The sequence below is a fragment of the Gordonia sp. PvP123 genome, from assembly GCF_040547295.1.
In the GTDB taxonomy this organism is placed as follows: domain Bacteria; phylum Actinomycetota; class Actinomycetes; order Mycobacteriales; family Mycobacteriaceae; genus Gordonia; species Gordonia terrae.
In genome coordinates this window covers 153,585-174,420 of record NZ_JBEPPN010000010.1, presented here as the reverse complement: position 1 = coordinate 174,420, position 20,836 = coordinate 153,585, and the positions used below count along the sequence as shown (strand labels likewise).

Below are 20,836 nucleotides of genomic sequence, written 5' to 3'. Positions count from 1 at the left end.
GTCAGCTCGCCTGTCGCACGCGAGGGTCGGTGCCGGGCCTGGCCGCACGTGCGTCGTGCGCCGACTGCGACCAGCCGAGCCGGCGTTCGGCCGAGCCGGCCGGTAGTGCGACCGGCTCGCTCGTCGAGACGATGCGCGCGCCCGGCTCGGTCATCCAGCGGTAGACGAGACCGACCTCCTCGGCCGGCGCGCCGCGCAGCGGTCCGTCGCCGGGCAGCACGGTCTCGGCCGCGGCGACCAGCGCGTCGACGACGGGCATGGGGGAGACGCCGCGTCGTGCCCGTCCGGCTGCCGCGAGGCGTCCGTGCCGGATCACCGCGAACTGCCATCCCCGTTCGCCGTCGGGTCGCGCGACGACGATCTCGGCGATCGCGCAGAGCGCCGCCAGCCGCTGACAGCGGGCGAGGGTGTCTATTGTCAGCGCGAGCCGGTCCCGGTGTCGCGCCGCGGTCTCGAACATGTGGGCCTGCGCGAGGTCGGCGAGGCGTGCGGTGAGGCCGTCGAGGAGTTCGTCGGCCTCACCCCGCATGAGCCGTCGAGCCGCGGTGACGCGCGGGGAGTAGTCGGGGACCGTCTGTGGTTGCGTGGTGGCGGCCCGGCACGAGCCCGGGCGTCGGCGCCCGTCGGCGTCGGGGCACCAGTGGTAGCCGTTGGCGCCGAGCCGCTTGGTGCACGTCCGCAGGCCCGCGGCCGCCGAGATCACATCGGCGACGGTCGCCGCGTTGGTGCGGTTGCCGACCGGGCCGACGGATTCGTCGGTGGGCGTGCGACTGACCTTCAGGCGCGGGAAGCGTTCTTCGGTCAGGGTCACCCACCATCCCTTGTGCGGCTGCGTCGAACGACGGTTGTACGCCGGTGCGTGTGCGCCCAGCAGCCGCAGTTCGCGAACCGCGGCCTCCAGGGGATGGGAGCACTCCACGAAGTCGACCCGTTGGGCGAGGAGAACCATCTCGGCGATGCGGCGACGCGGGTCGCTCCCGCTGAAATACGACCGGACCCGACGGCGGAGGTCCACCGCGGTACCCACATAGAGGACCTCGTCCGACGGTCCGCGGAAGAGGTAGACACCGGGACGGGAGGGGACGTGGTCGGCCAGCGTGCGCTTGGCCCGTAGCCGCGGGTCGGTCCGTGGAAGGTAGGACGTCAGGTCACCGACGGTCGCGATGCCCTGGTTGCCGACGCGTTCGAGGAGTCGGTGGAAGACCTCCACCGTGGCGCGCGCGTCGTCGAGTGCCCGGTGGGTGGGTCGCACCGCGACGTCGAACAGGTCGGCGAGGGCGCTGAGCTTGACGGTCGGTGCCTCGTCGCGGGTGAGGATGCGCCGGGCCATGGTCACCGTGCACAGGCTCAGGCCGAACGTCCACGGGAGCTGGAGCCGGATCGCGTTCTGACGCAGGAAGCCCATGTCGAATCGAGCGTTGTGCGCCACCAGGATCGAGCCGCGAGCGAACTCGAAGAACGAGGGCAGGACCGACTCGATCCGCGGTGCGTCGGTCAGCATGGCCGTGGTGATGCCGGTCAGGGTGACGATCTGCGGCGGGATGGGCCGGCCGGGATCGACGAGGGTGGCGAACTCGCCGATGATCTCGCCGCCGCGGATCTTGACCGCGCCGATCTCGGTGATCCGGTCGCGTGCCGGATCGGAGCCGGTGGTCTCCAGGTCGACCACGACGAGAGTCGTGTCGAAGAGGGAGCGGTCGCTGAACTCGTTCGACGAGTCACCCGTGGCCACCTGATCGGCGGCCTCCAGGTCGGCGAAGGTGAGCTGCCCGGCGGGGGAGCCGGCCACGCTGGTCTGCGTCACCCGGCGAACACTAGTTCGATCCACCGACAGCGCGACGGCGGCGCACCGAGCGTCGCTCATGTGACTGCTGTGACTGCTGTGTCGATCGCTGTTCGACGGACTTGTCGGTGGTCGCTCCTACTCTCCGCCTGGACGTGAGAAATGCGGTGTTCTCACGGTGACCACGACCCCTACGAGGGCCGACACGGCCCCGCCTCACCAGATGAGATGGAGATCACACTATGTACGTCGACTGCGCGCGCTGCCCCGCCCGTCCCGTCGCCTGTGACGGGTGCATGATGACGGTGCTGTTTGGCGGTCCGAGCTGGGACGATATGGCGGACCAAGGTGGAGTTTCGGTAACGGCGTCAACGGTCGAGGCGGACGCCGAGATCGACCTCGCCATCGACGTTCTGCAGGCTGCTGCAATGGTGACGAGTAGTGCTGCACGATCTGCAAGATCCGCCAAAGAAGCAGTTCAGGGGCCAGATCGGCACGCCTCTGTGACGGTCCTCAGGGCGGGCTGAGAATCGGCCCAGGTTTGGCTGTCCGTCGCCTAGTGGACAGGGCGCATCCGATTTCGTAACCTTTCTGAGACCTTGCGGAGCGTCCCGCTTCAACAGAAGTGGTCCGCAGTAGTCACCGCTCAATCGCCCTCGCGGCGAACCGGGGAACCACAACCTTCGGGCGGGCTCGTCGGAGCGCATCATCATCGATGCGCTTCTCGCGAAACCGTTCCGAATCGGGGTGAATCGCGTTGCCACGCATGAGTGTCCAGTGGATACCTCATGCGCGAAACACGCGTAGGGCCACTCTTCCGGCCCGAACCCGACAGCTAACTCGGTCGGCGGTACAGGAAGATCTGAAGGAGAACTCGCTTCGTGGCCAAACATCGTTTGGAACAGCCCAATCGTGGCAGCACGGTCGCCAAGAAGGCGGTGATCGCCGGATCGATCACGCTCGGTTCGCTCGCCGCCGCCGCAGGCCCTGCTCTCGCCGCCCCGGTCCACACCCCGCTGGGCACTTTCGAGATCCCGGCACTGCCCGGTGCGAAGGCCCCGGAGGCCAAGCCCGCACCTCAGGCCACACCCGTGAAGAAGTCGCCCGCGGCCACGGTCGAGATCCCCAACCTGGGACAGTTCACCGTGCCGGGTATCGCGCCGGACCAGATTCCGCAGCAGTTCCGCCCGCAGGGCGGCGCCCCGCTCGGCCAGCCGCAGCTGACCGCAGGTGAGAAGGCCGTCAAGGCCGCGGAGAGCAAGATCGGCTCCCCGTACTCCTACGGCTCCGCCGGCCCCAACGCCTTCGACTGCTCGGGCCTCGTCTACTGGTCCTACAAGCAGGCCGGCAAGAACATCCCGCGTGACAGCTACGGCCAGCTCGGTGGCGGACGCGCGGTGTCCTACTCCGACGCCAAGCCCGGCGACGTGATGATCTTCAACGGTGGCGGCCACGCCGGCATCTACGTCGGCAACGGCCAGTTCGTCCACTCGTCCAACTACGGCACGCCGGTCAAGCGCGACGCCGTTAAGGAGTGGACGCTGACGGGCATCCGTCGGTACTGACCACAACCGAACACGAACAGACTGAGCACGAGGGTCTCTGGACGGGCGGGTCGCGTGGATCGCGATCCGCCCGAACCAGTCCCGGGGGCCTGTCGGCGGCCTAGGGTGGTCGACGGGACGTGGGGCACGGGTGACGACGACCCGGGTTGCTCAGGGAGCGACGAGCACACACGAGGGAGTGAGTAGGACCGTGCTGATCGGGGAGGGACGGGCTCGCGCAACGCGGCCACGTATGCGTTCGGGTCCGCTGATGCTTGCGGTCTGCGTCCTGTCGGCGCTCGCCGTGCTCGTACCGACGGTCGGTGGCGGGGTCGGTGCCGCCCGCGCGGTGCCCGCACGTTCGGCGGATCAACTGCTCGACCGTTACAAGCAGCTCGGCGTCGACGCGGAGAAGACCACCGAGGCGATGCACAACGCGAAGATCGAGTACGACAAGCAGCGCGGCATCGTGACGGCGGCCAAGACAGCGGCGGCCGAAGCGCAGCAGAAGCTCGACACGAGCCGTGCCCAGCTCGCGGTGCATCAGAACCGGGTCGACGCGATCGTGCGCGCCAGCTACCAGGGTGCCCGCGTGAGCGGGCTCTACGCGGTGATGATCAGCGACTCGCCCCAGGCATTGCTCGACCAGATGTCGGGCCTGGACATGATCTCCCGTCAGGCGTCGGCGGATCTCACCGCCATCAAGAAGGTCCGTGCTCAGACGGCGGTCGCGAAGAAGGACGCCGAGCAGACGGCGGTGGCGGCCTCCGAGGCGGTCTCCCGCGCCGAGCGCGTGCGCGGTGATCTGCAGACGAAGCAGGCCGACCTGCAGCTCCAGGCGATCCAGATCCGGGCGATCTACAAGTCCATGACCGGCAAGCAGCTCGCCGCGCTCCGCGGACCCACCTTCGACTTCGATCCGCGCCTGGTGCCCAGGGGCACCGCTGCCGGACTCGTCGCGGTCCAGGCCGCCCTGACCCGGATCGGTGATCCGTACGTGTGGGGCGCCACCGGACCCAACTCGTTCGACTGCTCGGGTCTCATGGTCTGGGCGTTCAAGCAGGCGGGCAAGACCATCCCGCGCTCGAGCGAGGCGCAGATGGGTGGCGGGCAATCCGTCGGCCGCGACGATCTCAAGCCGGGTGACCTGATCATCTACTACCCCGACGCGCACCACGTCGGCATGTACGTCGGCGACGGCTATGTCATCCATGCGTCGACCTTCGGCGTCCCGGTGAAGGTGGTGCCGATCGACGAGGCCGGCCCGTACAACTCCGCCCGCCGGTTCTAGTCCCCGGTGACCCCACGGCGCAGACGTGCCGGCCCGGCCTTGGCCGCTGTCGTCCTGACCGTTGTCGTGGCCACCGGATGCGGCACGGTCGGAGTTCCCGGCGGGGGCTCGTCCGCCGCACCCGCGTCGTCGACCACCGAGGTGAACGTCTACGAGCGTGATCGTGCCGCGGGGGTGACCCGACTGCTCGAGTCGCTCACCGAGACCGTGCGCTCCGGCGATGTCCGGGCGATCGGCGCCCTGTTCGACACCGCCGCGACGCCGGCGTTCCGGAACAGATTCGCCACCGCGACCGGCACATTCGCGCCCCGCCGGTTCACGCCGCGGGACGGTCGTTCCGGGATCCTGCGGTTCGCCACGTTCACGTATCAGCTCGCGCCCACCGAAGAGGCGGAGGTGCTCGTCCCCGGCGACCTCCAGGAGCTCCTCGACGCCGGGGGGAGTTCGGACTCCTGGGTGGCGCCGGTGGAGCTGCGCTACGCGCTCGGCGGCGAGACCGCCCCGGGTATCGCGGAGTCCGAGGTGGTCGTCGGTACGCAGTTCGTGGTCGCCCGTCACGGCGACGAGTGGCGCCTCGTCGGCGACGCCGAGGTCCTGGGGCGCGAGCCGCCCCCGACGCAGATGTGGGAGCTGCCCGGACTCCAGGTCGCCGACACCGCCACGGCCGGCGGTACATCGGTGGTCGCGTCGTACCTCCGGACAGCGCCGACAGCAGCGACGCTGCGACGTGAACTGCCCGGAGCGGTCGACGCCGTCACCGCGTTCTGGGGTGGGTCCTGGGATCGTCGTGCCGTCGTCGTGGCGACCGCGACCGACGACCAGTTCACCGCACTGGTGCCCGGCGGGCGCGCGGCCACCGGCGCGGCAGCCGCCGCCACGGTGCACAGCACCGTGGACCTGGTGCAGCGCACCGCGACCGGTCAGCGGATCATCCTGACCCCGACGGCGCGGGAGTTCGCGCCTCCCACTCTCGCCGTCGTGCTCCGGCACGAGCTGACGCACGTCGCCGCCCGCACCTCCACCGCTCTCGACGCGCCGTTGTGGATCACCGAGGGCGTCGCCGAATATGTCGGCCGCAAGGGCACATACACGCGGTTCGCCGACGCCGCGCCCGATCTGACTGCGGCCGTGCGCACCGGTGCGCTCCCGGCGGGCCCACCCGCCGATGCCGACTTCGCGATGGACGGGCAGACTTCACTGGTGGCTTATCAGAGTGCGTGGTCGTTGGCCGCCTACGTCGCCGATCGATTCGACGAGGCCCACCTGAAGAAGATGTACATGGGTGTCGCGGCGTCGGCCGTGCCCGCGGCCCAAGACGCGGCGATCACCTCGACCCTCGGGCTGACGCGCGCCGAACTGATCACCGGCTGGCAGCGCTGGCTCGTCCGGCAGGTCGGCTGATGACCCGGACGTTGTTGCTCACCAACGATTTTCCGCCCCGGCCCGGTGGTATCCAGTCCTACCTGCAGAACCTGGTGGATCTGCTGCCGCCGGAGGACGTCGTCGTCTATGCGCCGCGCTGGCGGGGCGACTCGCACGAGAAGTTCGATGCAGCCGCGGCCTACCGGGTGTACCGGCACCCGACGACCCTCATGTTGCCCACGCCGTTCGTCGCCCGCCGCGCCGCCGAGATCGTGCGCCGGGAACAGATCTCGACGGTGTGGTTCGGGGCGGCCGCGCCGCTGGCCGTGCTGGCGCCGGCGATGCGTCGCGCGGGCGCGCAGCGGATCATCGCGAGCACGCACGGCCACGAGGTCGGGTGGTCGATGCTCCCGGGCGCGCGCCAGGTTCTCGGTCACATCGGTCGCCACTCCGACGTGATCACCTTCGTCAGCCGCTACACCCGCGGCCGGTTCGCGTCGGCCTTCGGCGCGCGGGCGGCGCTGGAACATCTGCCCCCGGGTGTCGACACCGAGCGCTTCGCCCCGGACCCGGTGCTGCGTCAGCAGTTTCGCGACCGTCTCGATCTGGGGGAGCGACCGACGATCCTCTGTCTGTCGCGTCTCGTGCCACGCAAGGGACAGGACGTCCTGATCCGTGCGTTGCCGCTGATCCGGCGCACGATTCCCGACGCCGCGCTTGTCATCGTCGGTGGAGGTCCCTACGCGAAGACCCTGCGCGACCTCGCCGCCGACACGGGGGTGGCGGGTGATGTCGTCTTCACCGGTTCGGTGCCCGCCGACGAACTCGCGGCCTACCACAACATCGCCGATGTGTTCGCGATGCCGTCCCGGACGCGGGGTCGTGGACTGGACGTCGAGGGGCTGGGCATCGTCTACCTGGAGGCGTCGGCGTCCGGCGTGCCCGTGGTCGCGGGTCTGTCCGGTGGTGCGCCGGAGACCATCGACGAGGGGGTCACCGGGACCGCCGTCGACGGCACCGACGTCGACGCCGTCGCCCTGGCCATCCTGTCGATCCTCTCCGATCGTGCGGCGGCGGCCGAGATGGGCCGGGCCGGGCGGCGTTACGTCGTCGAGAACTGGCAGTGGAGCCAGATGGCGGCCCGCCTGCGCCAGTTGCTCTGAGGGCAACCGGCGCCGGCGGACCACGCCGGCGGCGAGCTCACCGCTGGTAGATCGCCTCGATGTCGCCGGCGAACTTCTCCACGACGACATTGCGCTTGACCTTGAGGGTCGGTGTCATCTCACCGGTCTCCTCGGTGAAATCGGTCGGCAGGATACGGAACTTCTTGATGGCCTCGGAATGCGACACCGTCTTGTTGGCGAGGTCGACGGCCGACTGGACCTCGGCGCGCAGGTCGGCGTCGTCGGCGAGATCGGCGACCGTCGCGGACGCGGGCTTCCCGGTGCGTTCCTTCCACGCCGGGAACGCCTCGGGATCGATCGTGATCAGTGCGGCCACAAAAGGTTTCGCGTCACCGACGACGGTTGCCTGCGAGATCAGGGCGTTCGCGCGGATGACGTCCTCGAGTCCGGCGGGGGAGACGTTCTTGCCGCCGGCGGTCACGATCAGTTCCTTCTTGCGCCCGGTGATCGTGATGAATCCGTCGGCATCCACGGTGCCGAGGTCGCCGGTGTGGAACCAGCCGTCCACCACCGCGGACGCGGTGGCTTCCGGGTTCTGCCAGTACTCGGTGAAGACGACACCGCCGCGCAGCAGCACCTCACCGTCGTCGCCGATTCGGACAGCGTTGCCCGACAACGGCTTCCCGACACTGCCGATCTTCGACGCCGACGGGGTGTTCACGCTGAAGGCGGCGGTGGTCTCGGTGAGACCGTACCCCTCGAAGACGGGCACGCCGACGCCGGAGAAGAAGTGTCCCAGGCGGGCGCCGAGCGGAGCGCCGCCGGAGATCGCCATCTGACACTCACCGCCGAGAGCGGCGCGGAGCTTCTTGTAGACGAGGGCGTCGAAGACGCCGTGCTTGATCTTCAGCGCCAGACCGACCTGCCCCTTCTCCGTCGCCTGCGAGTAGGCGATCGCGGTGTCGGACGCGGCGTCGAAGATCTTGCCCTTGCCGCCGTCGTGCGCCTTCTGCCGGGCGGTGTTGTAGACCTTTTCGAACACGCGCGGCACCGACAGGATGAGTGACGGTTTGAAGACGGCGAATTCGTCCACCAGGTTCGGGATGTCGCTGGTGTGTCCGACCTCCGCGCCGGCCTCGATGGCGACGAGCGTGATGGCGCGGGCGAGCACGTGGGCGAGGGGGAGGAACATCAGCAGACGCTTCTCGTCGCGCGCGATGACCTTGTCGAGGATGTCGCCGGCGAGGACCGCCCGCACCTCGGAGAGCATGTTGGCGTGGGTCAGTTCACAACCCTTCGGGCGTCCGGTGGTCCCCGAGGTGTAGATCAGGGTCGCCGGATCGGCGGCCTTGACGGTGGCCCGGCGGGCTGCGACCTCGTCGTCGTGGACGTCGGCGCCCGCCGCGACGAGTTCGTCGACGGCACCCGGCGCGTCGGTGCGATCGATCTGGAAGACGGTGACCGGCGTGGCGAGGGAGTCGATGGACTCGAACTCGGCGCGATGACCGTCGTCTTCGAGGACGATCGCCACCGCGCCGGAATCCTGCATGATCCACTCGATCTGACCTGCGGAGGACGAATCGTAGATCGGGACGGTGATCGCGCCGGCCGACCAGATCGCGAAGTCGAAGAGGTTCCATTCGAGGCGGGTGCGCGACAGCAGTGCCACGCGGTCGCCGGGATTGACGCCGGAGGCGATCAGGCCCTTGGCGATCGCGGAGATCCGGGACGCGGCGTCGGCGGCGGTGACCGGCTCCCACCGGTCGCCCTGCTTGTGGCGGAACACGATGTGCTGCGGTGATCGCTCCGCCAGGCCGAAGATGATGTTCGTGCAGTTCTCGTCGTCGGCGATCGAGAACTTCGCGGGCACGCTGTACTCACCCATCGTGGTTACCCTCCAGTAGACATCAGTCACCGAATCGTATCCCCGCTGCTGAATCGGACTGATCGCGACGTCGGTTTCGGGTGCACTACCCTGCGCCGACGCGAGTATGTGAAGCTAGTGGGCGTGACGAGCATCCAGGTGGCCGACGAGGTCTTCGTCGCCGCGGCACCGCCGTCGGCAGCCGCCGTGATCGGCGACCCCGCCAACTGGCGCAAGTGGTGGCCGGACCTCCGGCTGGCGGTCACCGAGGACCGGGGCGAGCAGGGCGTGCGCTGGCGGGTCGAGGGTCCGGTGTCGGGGACGATGGAGATCTGGAACGAGGCGGTGCTCGACGGCTTCGTGCTGCACTACTTCCTCCATGCCGAGCCCACCGCCCCCCTGCCCGAGGACCCGCGAGCCCGGGCCGACGTGCTGGCCGAGGCCAACAAGCAGCGTCGGGTGACGGGCAAAGAGGTCTCCTTCGAGGTCAAACGACTGCTCGAGGACGGCCGTGTCGTCGGCGGCCCCGCTGCGGGCCACGACCGGGCTCCCGGACCGCACACGACCGCGACCGGGGCGCCGTGATGGCCGACCACACCGAACGCGACATCGTGATCGGCGCCGATGCCGACGCCATCCTCGCCGTCATCGCCGACTTCGAGCACTACCCCGAGTGGGTGACCGCCGCCCGCGAGGTCGAGGTGCTGCGCGCCGATGAGTCCGGCCGCGCCCTGGAGGTTCGCTTCGTCCTCGACGCCGGTGTCCTGCAGGACACGTATGTGCTTGCCTACGAATGGGATCCGAACACCACATCGGTCTCCTGGCGCCTCGTGTCGAGTGATCTGCAGAAGGATCAACGCGGCCGCTACATACTCACCCAGCAGGTTCCGGGATCGACGAAGGTGACCTATGAACTCATGGTCGATCTCCAGGTGCCGATGATCGGACAACTGAAGCGACGCGCCGAGAAGGCCATCACCGACGCCGCACTGAACGACCTCAAGAAAAGGGTCGAAGGCTGATCGATCTCACACCCATCCACGTGGTGCTCGGTCCGGGGGGTTCTGGTGTCTCCGCGATCGCAGCCGCCGGCGCGACCCGGCGTCCCGCCGCCAACCGGGCGACCCGCGCGGCGCCCCGATCGGGCCTCGCTGTCGCCGAACCCGACACGCTTCTCATCACCGTCGACCGCTGGTCGCCGGTGCACGACTGGGCGCGGGTGTATCGCCGGCCGGGTGAGCCCATCGTGGTGTCCAAATACCTGCACCTGCTGAGCCTCGATCGGCTGGACCTCACCGAACGCACGTGGTCGGCGTTCGCGGAGGTGCTCGAGCAGACGGTGAGCCGCAGCAAGACGATGCTTCCCGGGGTCGGCGTACTGGCGGGCATCGATGCCGCCGAGCTCACCGCACTGCCCGGGATCGACGACTTCCTGCTCCTGCGGCGTATCCGCGACGAGGCGGTCAGCGGCCGGTGGCAGCGGATCGTCGTCGACTGCTCCGGGTGTGGTGACCCGCTCCAATTCCTGCGTGGCGGAGCGGTTCTCAGCCAGGCGCTCAACCGGTTCTGGCCTCGGCACCGGCGTCTCGCGATGGCCGCCGAACGTCCGATGGTCGCCCAGCTGACGGCCGCGGTCGACGCCATCGACCGGGACTGCCTCGACATCGCCGAGCTGCTCGCCGACCCACACGCGGTCGCGGTACATCTCGTGCTCGCCGCCGATGACCGGAGCCGGCGGCTGACCGGGTATCACCTCGCCGCCGCCGACCTCATGGGATTGCCGCTGGCCTCGGTCCAGGTCAACGCGGGTGTCGGTGCCGAGTCGGCGGCCGAGATCGCCGACATGGTGCAGGCCGAACTCGCGGACGCCGTCGGCTCCCGATCCGTGCACGTCCAGGTGGTCGAGAAATCGGCCGACACGATCGATCGCATGGCCCGGCTGCGCAAGCTGTCGGTGACGTTGCCCGAGCCGCACGGCGTGCCGCGGGGGTCGGCCGCGGCCGAGGTCGAGGCGGGTCAGGGCCGCGTGGACGGGAGGCCGGCGGGCCCGGTGTACCGGTTGTCCTGGCCGCAGCGCCTGCCGGATCCGGACTCGCTGGCCCTGGGGCGCAGCGGAGACGACCTGCTGGTGACGATCGCGGGATTCCGTCATCCGGTGCGGTTGCCCTCGGTCCTGCGGCGATGCACGGTGGTCGACGCCGACTGGGACGGAGCGAGGCTGGGGATCGGGTTCGTCCCCGATCCGTCGGTCTGGCCCCGGTCGTAGAACCGATCCGATCAGCCCGCATGCATCGTCGACACCGCAAGTCGCTCCGACGACCAGCGGGAACGGCGATGGTGGAATGATCCGACCCGGTCGGGGTACGTTCGGAGACCGCACTGTTCGACCCGGCAGGGTACGGTGCCGATGACCCCGACGACAGACACGCGGGTGGGTGTACGCGCGGGGCCAGGAGAAGGGGTGAGTTCGCGATGGGCACGGACGACGAGACGTTCCGGCAGGCCGGTGACGGGTCCGCGCACGAGCGTCGAGACGGACCCGCCGACCCGGTCCGTGACCTGCTGCTCGGGCTGGCCGCCCAGATCGACCACCTGGCCGCTCTCTTCACGCCGGCTCCGCCGTCGGCCACTCCCGATGGTGGGGATGTGGGAGGCGCCCGGCCGGGGTTCGCGGCCCTCGTCGACGGTGGTCCGCTCGGACATGCGCTCTCCGGGGCATCGGGGGAGATCACCTCGCTGCTCGCGGAGATCGGTGACCTCGTCGCCCGTCTGATAGCGGCCGTCATCGCCGTGCTCGAGGCCATCGCCGAGGCGCTGCGCTCCTCGCCCACCTCATCCGCGACCCCGCGCCAGTACGAGCCGATCGCGGTGCGGGTCAACGTGGCGGCAACCGATCGCGACGCCGGGTCGCCGCGCCCGACCGCACCGCGCCCGACCACACCGCGCCCGACCGCACCGCGCCCGACCGCACCGCCCCCCGCATCCGGCCCCGGGCAGGAGAACTGATGGGCGACTTGACGATCGGCATCGACATCGGCGGCACCAGCGTGCGTGCGTCGGTCGTCGACGACCGGGGGACGATGCTCGACACGCTCCGCGCGCAGACCCCGCCCACCGCGGACGCGCTCGAGCACTGCCTGGACCGGCTCGTCGGCGAGTTGACGTCGCGGTGGGACGCCAAGGCCGTCGGGCTCGCGATCGCCGGTTTCCTCACCACCGACCGCCGGATCGTCCGGTTCGCGCCGCACCTGCCCTGGCGTGAGGCGCCGGTGGCCGAGGAGATGACCAGGCGCGTCGGCATCCCGGTCTTCGCCGAACACGACGCCAACGCCGCGGCGGTGGCCGAATGGCGGTTCGGGGCCGCCGCGCGCGGACACAACACCGTCGTGCTGGCGATCGGTACCGGAATCGGCGCGGGATTCGTCATCGATGGGGAGATCTACCGCGGAAGTTACGGTGTCGCACCGGAACTCGGACATCTCACGATCGTCCCGGACGGGCGTGCCTGCGCCTGCGGCAAGCGCGGCTGCTGGGAGCGGTACTGCAGCGGAACCGCCCTGGTGGACACCGTGGTGGAGTTGCTCGCCGACGGCGATTGGGGACGAAGCCAGCTGGCGGCCGACGTCGCGGCCGATCCCGGGTCGTTGACCGGCCGTCGCGTCGCCCGCGCCGCTGCGGACGGTGACGCCGTGGCGTTGGCGGCGTTCGGGCGGTTCGCGACGTCGCTGGGCCAGGGGCTCGCGATGATCGCCGACATCTTCGACCCCGACCTCATCGTGCTGGCCGGCGGCGTCGGCGCGGCGTCGGGCCTGTTCCTCGACGAGGCCCGGGAACACTATGCCCGGCAGGTCACCGGCGCCGGACACCGCCAGCTCGCTCGCATCCGCGGTACCCAACTCGGCGAGACCGCCGGCGTCGTCGGCGCGGCAGAGGTTGCGCGCCAGGCGATCCGGTCGACCGACCGCACCCTGACCGAACCCGGGCCCGAGTCGCGTCCGGCCGCCGGACTCTGAGCGCTTCGCACGGCCTGCCGATCCTGGCCGGACGGTAGAGTTCGACGCGGGTAAGGTCTTGGCGTCGGGGCACCCGGTGCGTTCCGCGGTCTCCGCGGGGCGATCGGCCGGCGGGAAATCATCGGGTCGGTGTGCGCGGCGAGGAGAATCTCATGTGGTACTGGGCGTTCAAGTACATCTTTCTCGGCCCGATCCTGCGGGTCCTCGGCCGGCCGACCATCGAAGGTCACGAGAACATCCCGACCGACGGCCCGGCGATCCTGGCCAGCAACCACCTCGCGGTGATGGACAGCTTCTTCCTGCCACTGATGGTGGACCGCCGGATCTACTTCCTCGCCAAGAGCGAGTACTTCACGGGCACCGGCCTCAAGGGCGGATTCCAGCGCTGGTTCTTCACCGCCGTCGGTCAGATCCCCATCGACCGGTCCGGCGCCCAGGCGGCGGAGGGCGCACTCACCGCCGCGCGCCGCCAGCTGGACAAGGGCAAGCTGATGGGGATGTACCCCGAGGGCACCCGGTCGCCGGATGGACGCCTCTACAAGGGAAAGACCGGCCTGGCCCGGCTGGCCATGGACACCGGGGTGCCGGTGATCCCCGTCGCGATGATCGACACCCACAAGTTCAACCCGCCCGGCAGCATTCTCCCGCGGCCGACCCGGGTCGCGGTGCGCATCGGCAAGCCCCTGGACTTCTCGCGCTACGAGGGCATGGAGGGCAACCGCTACATCGAACGCGCGGTCACCGACGAGATCATGTACGAGCTGATGCAGCTCTCGGGTCAGCAGTACGTCGACGTCTACGCCGCGAGTCTCAAGAATCAGGCGCCGCCGGTCGAGCCGCCCGCTGCCGACGCCGCCTGACTGCTCAGCCGGCGTCGCCCACCCGGGTGCCGTCGAGGACGGCGCACAGGTCGGGGATCCAGTCGCGATCCGCCGGCACGATCTCGGCGGTGTCGAAGAGCCGTAGTTCGTCGGCGGAGAACCAGCGCACGTCCAGGTGCTCGAGTGCGGTCGGGGTCCCGGACCGCAGGCGCGCGAGGTAGGCGTGCAGGGTCAATCCACCGGGCAGCGCGACGGGGGAGCCCACGGCCCCCAGCGGTTCGACCTCGGCGCCGAGTTCCTCGCGGATCTCCCGGACCAGCGCGGCCGCATGCGTTTCCCCGGATTCGACGCGGCCACCGGGCAGTTCCCACCGGCCGGCGAGTTCGGCCGGACGTGACCGCTGGGCGAGAAGCAACCGACCGTCGACGATGATCGCGGCGGCGACCACGTCGGGCGGTCGGGAGTCGCGGGGGTCGTCGCGTGCGGCGCGGGTCGCGATCATCCAGGCGAAGGTGACGAAGGTGGCGACCGGCCACGCGGCTCCGAAGATCGCCTCGAGTGCCGCGGGGGGCTCGGGACCGTACTCGATGGTGATCCGCAGAAGCCACGGGATGCCGAGCCCGGCGACCGCCACCCACATCGCGAGTACGACTCGTGCGCCCCGACGCCGTGACCCGGCGCCGTGGACGAGCCAGATCGCCAGCGGGATGACCCACACCCAGTGATGGACCCACGAGATCGGCGAGATCAGGAGCCCGAAGAACTGCACCACGAGGAGGATGCCCAGGGCGTCGGAGACCGCCCGCCAGGCGAACACGGCCACCAGGACCGCGACCAGGACGCCGATCATCCAGATCCAGCCCGTCCCGACGTCGAAGCCGACGAAGCGGGACAGGGTGCCACGCAGGCTCTGGTTGATCACCGCCTCGACCGGGCCGATGCGCTCGGCGTCGCCGAACAGGGTGCCGTAGTAGGTCCGGGTGACGTCCGGGAAGAGCAGCAGGCAGCCGAGGACCGTGAACACGAAGGCAGCCGCGGCGGCCACCGCACCCAGGGGCTTGCGGGCTGCCAGATACCAGAGACCCGAGATGGCCGGGGTCAGCTTGATACCCGCCATCAGACCGATGAGCGCACCGCCGGCCAGTACCCCCCGGTCGCTGCGCGCCCAGGTCACCGCCAGCAGGGTGCCCAGCATCAGGAAGACGTTGATCTGGCCGTAGTCGAGGGTGACCCGCACGGGCTCACACCAGATCGCGGGCGCGGTCCACAGGGCGGCCACGGCGTAGACGTCGGTGGTCGACCCGCACAGGCGCAGGGCGAGTACCACGCACGCATACAACGCGCCGAAGGTCGCCAGCTGCCAGCCGATCGCCACCAGATCCCACGGTACGAGGGACAGCGGGTACAGCACGACGGCCGCGAACGGCGGATAGGTGAAGGGCAGCGCGAAGTCGGTCTCACCGGCGTAGGTGAAGACATAGAGCGACCCGTCGGCGAGACCCGCCGAACCGTCGCGGTAAACGTGCAGGTCCACGAAGTTCCTGCCGTTCACGGTCAGCGTGTCCCAGACGAGCCGCGCGATGATCGACGCCGCCAGGAGAGCGGTCGCCAGCACAGACCTGGAGCGCACGAAATACCAGGGTAGACAGGCAGAGGGCGGTATGGCGAAACGGTGCGCGGTGCGCGGGTCGGTGCGCGGGTGTGTGAATACTTGACCCATGCGCTTCTTCTACGACTCGGAGTTCATCGAGGACGGCACCACCATCGAGTTGGTCTCGATCGGGGTCGTCGGTGAGGACGGCCGCGAGTTCTATGCGGTGTCGACCGATTTCGATCCCGGCCGGGCGGGGGACTGGGTGCGGGCCAACGTGTTGCCGAAGCTGCCGTCGCCGTCGTCCTCCGCATGGCGGGACCGCCGCCGCATCCGCGAGGATCTGCTCGAGTTCCTCACCGCGGACGGCACCGACATCGAGCTGTGGGCCTGGGTGGGCGCCTACGACCACGTGGTGCTCTGCCAGCTGTGGGGTCCGATGACCGCGCTGCCGCGGGAGATCCCGCGCTTCACCCGCGAGTTGCGACAGCACTGGGAGGCCGCTGGTCGTCCGGCGCTTCCGCCCACACCGTCGGATGCGCACGACGCGCTGAGCGACGCCCGCCACAACCTGCGCCGCTGGGAGGCCATCGAGAAGGCTCGCGTCTGACCCGCGGACGGGTCGTCGGCCGCGTCTCCTTTACCCTGGACGGGTGGTGAACTGGACCGTAGACGTGCCGATCGACGAGCTCCCCGAGCTCCCTCCGCTACCGGGTGATCTCCAGACGCGTTTCGACGACGCGCTCAGCCGCCCGGCCGTGCAACAGCCGAGCTGGCCGGCCGACGAGGCGCGCAAGATGCGTACCGTCCTCGAGTCGGTGCCACCGATCTGCATGCCCGCCGAGGTCCAGACGCTCGCCGCGCAACTGGCCGACGTCGCCGAGGGGCGCGCGTTCCTGCTTCAGGGCGGCGACTGCGCGGAGACCTTCGCCGACAACACCGAACCGCACATCAAGGGCAACATCCGCACGCTGCTGCAGATGGCCGTCGTGCTGACCTACGGCGCCAGCATGCCGGTCGTGAAGGTCGCGCGGATCGCGGGCCAGTACGCCAAACCGCGATCGTCCGACACCGACGCCCTGGGTCTGCCCTCCTACCGCGGCGACATGGTCAACGGGTTCCCCGCCGACGCGGCGGTGCGGGCACACGATCCGTCCCGTCTGGTGCGGGCGTACGCGAACGCGGCCGCCGCGATGAACCTCGTCCGGGCGCTCACGCAGGCCGAGGCGGACCTGACGCGGGTGCACGACTGGAACCGTGAGTTCGTGCGCACGTCACCGGCCGGCGCGCGCTACGAGGCGCTCGCGTCGGAGATCGACCGCGGTCTGCGGTTCATGGACGCATGTGGCGTCACCGACTCGAATCTGAACTCCGCCTCCATCTTCGCGTCGCACGAAGCGCTCGTCCTCGACTACGAGCGCGCCATGCTGCGTCTGGCCGACGACCCCGACGGGCCGGGCAAGGTCCTCTACGACCTGTCGGCCCACTTCCTGTGGATCGGCGAGCGGACCCGCCAGCTCGACGGTGCGCACATCGCCTTCGCCGAACTCGTGAACAACCCGATCGGGGTGAAGATCGGGCCCACGACGACCCCGGAGCAGGCCGTCGAATACGTCGAGCGGCTCGATCCGCACAACGTGCCGGGGCGGCTCACGCTCGTCGCGCGGATGGGCAACGGCAAGGTCCGCGACGTGCTGCCGGCGATCGTCGGCGCCGTCGAGGCGACCGGACACAAGGTCATCTGGCAGTGCGATCCGATGCACGGCAACACCCACGAGGCGTCGACCGGTTTCAAGACCCGGCACTTCGATCGCATCGTCGACGAGGTGCAGGGCTTCTTCGAGGTCCATCGCGCGCTGGGCAGCCATCCCGGCGGCGTCCACGTCGAACTGACCGGTGAGGACGTCACCGAGTGTCTCGGTGGCGCACAGGAGATCTCGGACCTCGATCTCGGCGGGCGCTACGAGACCGCCTGCGATCCTCGTCTCAACACCCAGCAGTCGCTCGAGCTCGCCTTCCTCGTCGCGGAGATGCTGCGCGGCTGACACTCTGCTCCCTGCCCCCGGAGGTGCTGCGCTCGCACCTTCGGGGGCAGCGAGTCAGCCGATCGCGAGGAACGTGCTGCCGACCCAGAAGCCGAGGGCGCCGAGTCCCGCGGTGAGCAGCAGCACGACGACGATCCACATCAGGGCGCCCAGGCGGCTGCCGCCGATGAGTTCGGGCTCCACGGCCTCGGGCCGAGCGGTGCGGCGGGTCACGGGCCGCGGCGACGGTGCGAGGTCCTCGCGTTCGGCCGCCGGTTGCTCGACCGGGGTGTCGTTCGCCTGCCGTACCGGCTCGGACGCCGGGGTGTGCGGACCCGGCACCGACTGCACCCGCGTGCCGTGCCCGCCGGGATCCGGACCCCGGTAGCGGGACACCGTCTGTCGCTCGGCCGACCGGCGGGGCGCCGGCACCGTGAACGGCGGGAGATCGAGTTCGTCGGCGACGCCGAGGAGCGCCCGCTGCATGTCGAAGCCGTCCACATACCGGTCGGCGGGGTTGCGTTCGGTCGCGCGCAGCACGATCTCGTCGAACTCCTCGGGCACCCCCGCGATCACGTCACCGGGCGCCGGCACATCGAAGCTGAGTCGCTGATAGGCGAGCGCGAGGGGCGAGTCGCCGGAGAAAGGTGTTCTGCCCGTGAGGAGTTCGAACATCATCACACCCATGGAATAGACGTCGCTGCGCGCATCGGCGTGGGTGGACTCGACCTGCTCGGGGGAGAGGTAGGCGGCGGTCCCGAGGATCACGCTCGCCGAGGTCACCCCCGCCTCGGCGACGGCGCGCACGAGCCCGAAGTCGGCAACCTTGACCTCGCCCTCGTCCGAGATGAGCACGTTCTCGGGTTTCACATCGCGATGGACCAGGCCCGCGGCATGTGCGGTGCCGAGTCCGCCCAGTACCGGCGCGGCCACCGCGACGACGGCATGGGGCGGCATCGGGCCGCGTTCGCGCAACAGTTCTCGCAGACTGCCCCCGTCGACCAGTTCCATCACCAGGAAGGCGATGCCGTTGTCGATGCCCTGGTCGTAGACGGCGACCAGCCCGGGGTGCTTCAGGCCGGCGACCGCACGCGCCTCGAACTCGAAGCGGCGCAGGAACTGTGGGTCACCGGAATAGCGGGAGTCCATCACCTTCACCGCGACGTCGCGCCCCAGCCGCAGGTCGACCGCGAGATACACCGCCGACATCCCGCCGCGCGCGATGGGCGCGTCGATCCGGTACCGGTCCTCCAGGACGGTCCCGAGCATCGTGTCGACGGGGGAGTTCACGCTGCCGAATCTACCTGCCGCCCGGGCCGGTCGAGAGCATCGGCACGATGCCGAGACCGACTGCGTTGCCGCCGGGCCTTCGCGGGTCTCGTTCGGCCGGTTGTCTCGACCCGACGGTTTCTCCCGCTTCCGACGACCGGTTACCCTTTCGACGTGGGTTCCCTACCGTTGTCGCCTGACACTCTGCCGTCCGACACCGAGTTCCTGTCGATCGACGATGTCGCCGACCGTCTCGGGGTGTCGACCAACCGAGTGCGCACACTCATCCGTGACCATCATCTGCTCGCGGTCAGCCACGATGGCCACCCGGCGATTCCGGCACTGTTCGTGGACGAGGACGGCGTCGCCAAGCATTTCTACGGACTCGTGGCGGTCCTGATCGACGGCGGTTACACGCGCGACGAAGTGATGGAGTGGCTGTTCACCGAGCAGGAAGATCTCGGTCTCCACCCGGCAGCTGCGTTGCACACGGATTTCGCCCGCGAGATCATCCGCCGGGCGCAGGCCCAGGCTTTCTGACCGGCGCCCCGGTCCCGAATTCCCCGGCCTCGAATTCCCCGGGTTCGGCGTCGGCGCGCGCCGACTTCTCGACCCCGGACTCCGCGATGGCATCCGACGCAGCAGCGCTCTCGCCGGCCGGGGTCGCACCCCAGGCCCACCTCCCGAACCGGCCCAGCCGCAACGGGTCCCGATGGGACAGCGACCACGCCGCGAGGCCCGCGAGTGCCGCGGCCAGCGCCACCTCGACGGGCTTGTAGAAGACGATCGCGTCGTCGGGCTGGAAGACGATCAGCAGGAAGGTCGACGCGCCGACGACCGTCGCCCGCACCCACATCGGCAGGTCGAAGGCGACCGCGATCACCAGCACCCAGGTGTAGTACCAGGGCAGCGTCGACGGTTCGAGCAGCAGCACGGCCAGCATCGCCCAGGCCATCCCGGCCACCGCATCCCGTGCGTCGTGTCGATGTCGCCACCACACCGCGACGAGGGTCACCGCGAGAACGACCGAACCGATCGCCCGGGTGACCTCCAGAACCGGTTGCAGGTTGAGTGCGACGAAGGGCGCCGCGATCAGGGTGACGAGATGGGCGGCGAGGGTGGGGACGGTGAACCAGTTGATGATGACGTCGGCCCACCCCAGACCGGTGAGCCAACCGAGTCCCAGACCGATCGCCAGGGTCCACACCCCGAACACCGCGACCGCGATGCCGACGATCGACGTGAACACCGTCACCGCGTCGCGGGATGTCACCGGTCGACGAGAGCGGATGTGCGACAACCAGATCCACAAGACGAACGGCAGCGCGATCCCGGCGGTGATCTTGATCGACACGGCAAGCGCCAGGACCGACGTACCCCACACATGCCGGCCGTCGACCACCAGGACGATCCCGGTCACGAGCACGCCCATCATGAGCAACTCGACGTGCGGGCCCGCCACGAGGTGGATCAGGACCATCGGATTGAACAGGGCCAGCCACAGCCCGGCCTGGGGTGAGGCCCCGAACCGTTCGGCCAACCGCGGGATCGCCCAGAGCGCCAGAAACAGTCCGGGCAACAGCACGAGCCGGATGGCCAGCACGCCGATGATCGCGTGATCGCCGGTGATCTCGGTGACCACGCGCAGCATGCCCATGAAGAAGGGGCCGTAGGGAGCCGTCGTGGTCGCCCACACCTGCGCCATGCTGTCCACGAGTGGGCCCGGTAGGTGGGCGGGACCGTCCGCGTACGGATCGAAACCTGCGCCGAACACGGCGCCCTGCGCCAGGTAGGCGTAGACGTCGCGGGAGTACACCGGCACCGCCACGAGGAGTGGGGCGGCCCACACCAGTACCCACCGACTCAACGTCCGGGTCGATGGGGTGTGAGCAGAGCGGGAGAAGATCCGACGCCCCAGTCGGACCCAGCCGAACACCATGAGGAAGACGCCCAGCCAGAACAGGGTGCCGAAGACGTTCTTCCCGTGTCCGTAGGTGATCCAGCTCAGACCCAGATCGGACAGGACGGTCGAGTTCCGCGGCGGGTCGCCGACCCCGAAGCTGCCGAGGCAGACGAGCAGGGAACCGACGGCGCCGAGGATCAGATCGAACCGGCCGGTCGAGCTGCGCTCGGCCCGTGTCACGGGAGCG

The 20,836-nt window shown here is 69.7% G+C and carries 18 protein-coding genes and 1 riboswitch; of the genes, 13 read left to right on the top strand and 5 right to left on the bottom strand.

The window, feature by feature from the left end; genetic code table 11:
- Position 1: 1 nt before the first annotated feature.
- Positions 2-1,804, bottom strand: coding sequence for a DEDD exonuclease domain-containing protein (locus ABIC25_RS20005; protein WP_354562848.1), 1,803 nt, complete (start codon positions 1,802-1,804; stop codon positions 2-4).
- Between the two features lie 612 nt (positions 1,805-2,416).
- Positions 2,417-2,648, top strand: a riboswitch (cyclic di-AMP (ydaO/yuaA leader).
- A gap of 16 nt (positions 2,649-2,664) precedes the next feature.
- Between ABIC25_RS20005 and ABIC25_RS20000 the strand changes: the two genes are divergently transcribed.
- From ABIC25_RS20000 to ABIC25_RS19985, 4 genes are all read left to right on the top strand, one after another.
- On the top strand, positions 2,665-3,348 hold the full coding sequence (locus ABIC25_RS20000) for a C40 family peptidase (RefSeq protein ID WP_004022905.1): 684 nt from the start codon (positions 2,665-2,667) through the stop codon (positions 3,346-3,348).
- A gap of 232 nt (positions 3,349-3,580) precedes the next feature.
- Positions 3,581-4,618 carry an NlpC/P60 family protein gene (locus ABIC25_RS19995; RefSeq protein WP_239401222.1) on the top strand — a complete coding sequence of 346 codons (1,038 nt, stop codon included), beginning with the start codon at positions 3,581-3,583 and terminating at the stop codon, positions 4,616-4,618.
- A gap of 6 nt (positions 4,619-4,624) precedes the next feature.
- Positions 4,625-6,019, top strand: a complete 1,395-nt coding sequence (locus tag ABIC25_RS19990) for a hypothetical protein (protein ID WP_354562847.1) — start codon at positions 4,625-4,627, stop codon at positions 6,017-6,019.
- Entirely contained in the window at positions 6,019-7,143 is a 1,125-nt protein-coding gene (locus tag ABIC25_RS19985; RefSeq protein ID WP_033203921.1) for a glycosyltransferase family 4 protein, read from the top strand. The genes ABIC25_RS19990 and ABIC25_RS19985 overlap by 1 nt, the downstream gene beginning before the upstream one ends.
- Before the next feature lie 37 nt (positions 7,144-7,180).
- Here ABIC25_RS19985 and ABIC25_RS19980 read toward each other — a convergent pair whose 3' ends face one another.
- Positions 7,181-8,989: an AMP-dependent synthetase/ligase gene (locus ABIC25_RS19980; RefSeq protein WP_354562845.1), complete on the bottom strand. Its 1,809-nt coding sequence runs from the start codon at positions 8,987-8,989 to the stop codon at positions 7,181-7,183.
- 108 nt (positions 8,990-9,097) lie between these two features.
- On the opposite strand from ABIC25_RS19980, the gene ABIC25_RS19975 reads away from it, so the two are divergent.
- From ABIC25_RS19975 to ABIC25_RS19950, 6 genes are all read left to right on the top strand, one after another.
- A complete protein-coding gene (locus tag ABIC25_RS19975; protein ID WP_239401073.1) occupies positions 9,098-9,553 on the top strand; it encodes a hypothetical protein in 456 nt (151 codons plus the stop codon).
- Positions 9,553-9,990, top strand: a complete 438-nt coding sequence (locus ABIC25_RS19970; RefSeq protein WP_004022899.1) for an SRPBCC family protein — start codon at positions 9,553-9,555, stop codon at positions 9,988-9,990. The genes ABIC25_RS19975 and ABIC25_RS19970 overlap by 1 nt, the downstream gene beginning before the upstream one ends.
- Before the next feature lie 20 nt (positions 9,991-10,010).
- Complete coding sequence (locus ABIC25_RS19965; RefSeq protein WP_354562843.1) at positions 10,011-11,234, top strand: ArsA family ATPase; 1,224 nt, start codon at positions 10,011-10,013, stop codon at positions 11,232-11,234.
- Between the two features lie 206 nt (positions 11,235-11,440).
- Complete coding sequence (locus ABIC25_RS19960) at positions 11,441-11,974, top strand: hypothetical protein (protein WP_354562842.1); 534 nt, start codon at positions 11,441-11,443, stop codon at positions 11,972-11,974.
- Positions 11,974-12,981: an ROK family protein gene (locus tag ABIC25_RS19955; protein WP_354562841.1), complete on the top strand. Its 1,008-nt coding sequence runs from the start codon at positions 11,974-11,976 to the stop codon at positions 12,979-12,981. Before ABIC25_RS19960 ends, ABIC25_RS19955 begins: the two co-directional genes overlap by 1 nt.
- A gap of 152 nt (positions 12,982-13,133) precedes the next feature.
- Positions 13,134-13,841: a lysophospholipid acyltransferase family protein gene (locus ABIC25_RS19950; RefSeq protein WP_101819571.1), complete on the top strand. Its 708-nt coding sequence runs from the start codon at positions 13,134-13,136 to the stop codon at positions 13,839-13,841.
- Between the two features lie 4 nt (positions 13,842-13,845).
- On the opposite strand, the gene ABIC25_RS19945 is transcribed toward ABIC25_RS19950, so the two are convergent.
- A complete protein-coding gene (locus ABIC25_RS19945) occupies positions 13,846-15,417 on the bottom strand; it encodes a mannosyltransferase (RefSeq protein ID WP_354562889.1) in 1,572 nt (523 codons plus the stop codon).
- 103 nt (positions 15,418-15,520) lie between these two features.
- Here ABIC25_RS19945 and ABIC25_RS19940 point away from each other — a divergent pair, with 103 nt between their 5' ends.
- Together ABIC25_RS19940 and ABIC25_RS19935 are read left to right on the top strand one after the other, a co-directional pair.
- On the top strand, positions 15,521-16,003 hold the full coding sequence (locus tag ABIC25_RS19940; protein WP_004022893.1) for a polyadenylate-specific 3'-exoribonuclease AS: 483 nt from the start codon (positions 15,521-15,523) through the stop codon (positions 16,001-16,003).
- 43 nt (positions 16,004-16,046) lie between these two features.
- On the top strand, positions 16,047-17,438 hold the full coding sequence (locus ABIC25_RS19935; RefSeq protein ID WP_033203917.1) for a class II 3-deoxy-7-phosphoheptulonate synthase: 1,392 nt from the start codon (positions 16,047-16,049) through the stop codon (positions 17,436-17,438).
- 54 nt (positions 17,439-17,492) lie between these two features.
- Here the strand turns inward: ABIC25_RS19935 and ABIC25_RS19930 are convergent, their stop codons facing one another.
- Entirely contained in the window at positions 17,493-18,707 is a 1,215-nt protein-coding gene (locus tag ABIC25_RS19930; protein WP_101819449.1) for a protein kinase domain-containing protein, read from the bottom strand.
- 153 nt (positions 18,708-18,860) lie between these two features.
- On the opposite strand from ABIC25_RS19930, the gene ABIC25_RS19925 reads away from it, so the two are divergent.
- The gene (locus ABIC25_RS19925; protein ID WP_004022890.1) at positions 18,861-19,226 is read left to right on the top strand and encodes an Rv2175c family DNA-binding protein; all 366 of its coding nucleotides are present in this window, start codon (positions 18,861-18,863) and stop codon (positions 19,224-19,226) included.
- Here ABIC25_RS19925 and ABIC25_RS19920 read toward each other — a convergent pair.
- Entirely contained in the window at positions 19,195-20,829 is a 1,635-nt protein-coding gene (locus ABIC25_RS19920) for an alpha-(1->6)-mannopyranosyltransferase A (protein WP_354562840.1), read from the bottom strand. The genes ABIC25_RS19925 and ABIC25_RS19920 overlap by 32 nt on opposite strands.
- Positions 20,830-20,836 lie beyond the last annotated feature (7 nt).

Coding starts and splice junctions, on each gene's coding strand:
- ABIC25_RS19995 (WP_239401222.1), top strand. CDS start 3,581: ATGCGTTCGGGTCCGCTGATGCTTGCGGTCTGCGTCCTGTCGGCGCTC.
- ABIC25_RS19970 (WP_004022899.1), top strand. CDS start 9,553: ATGGCCGACCACACCGAACGCGACATCGTGATCGGCGCCGATGCCGAC.
- ABIC25_RS19955 (WP_354562841.1), top strand. CDS start 11,974: ATGGGCGACTTGACGATCGGCATCGACATCGGCGGCACCAGCGTGCGT.
- ABIC25_RS19940 (WP_004022893.1), top strand. CDS start 15,521: ATGCGCTTCTTCTACGACTCGGAGTTCATCGAGGACGGCACCACCATC.
- ABIC25_RS19980 (WP_354562845.1), bottom strand. CDS start 8,989: ATGGGTGAGTACAGCGTGCCCGCGAAGTTCTCGATCGCCGACGACGAG.
- ABIC25_RS19985 (WP_033203921.1), top strand. CDS start 6,019: ATGACCCGGACGTTGTTGCTCACCAACGATTTTCCGCCCCGGCCCGGT.
- ABIC25_RS19960 (WP_354562842.1), top strand. CDS start 11,441: ATGGGCACGGACGACGAGACGTTCCGGCAGGCCGGTGACGGGTCCGCG.
- ABIC25_RS19950 (WP_101819571.1), top strand. CDS start 13,134: ATGTGGTACTGGGCGTTCAAGTACATCTTTCTCGGCCCGATCCTGCGG.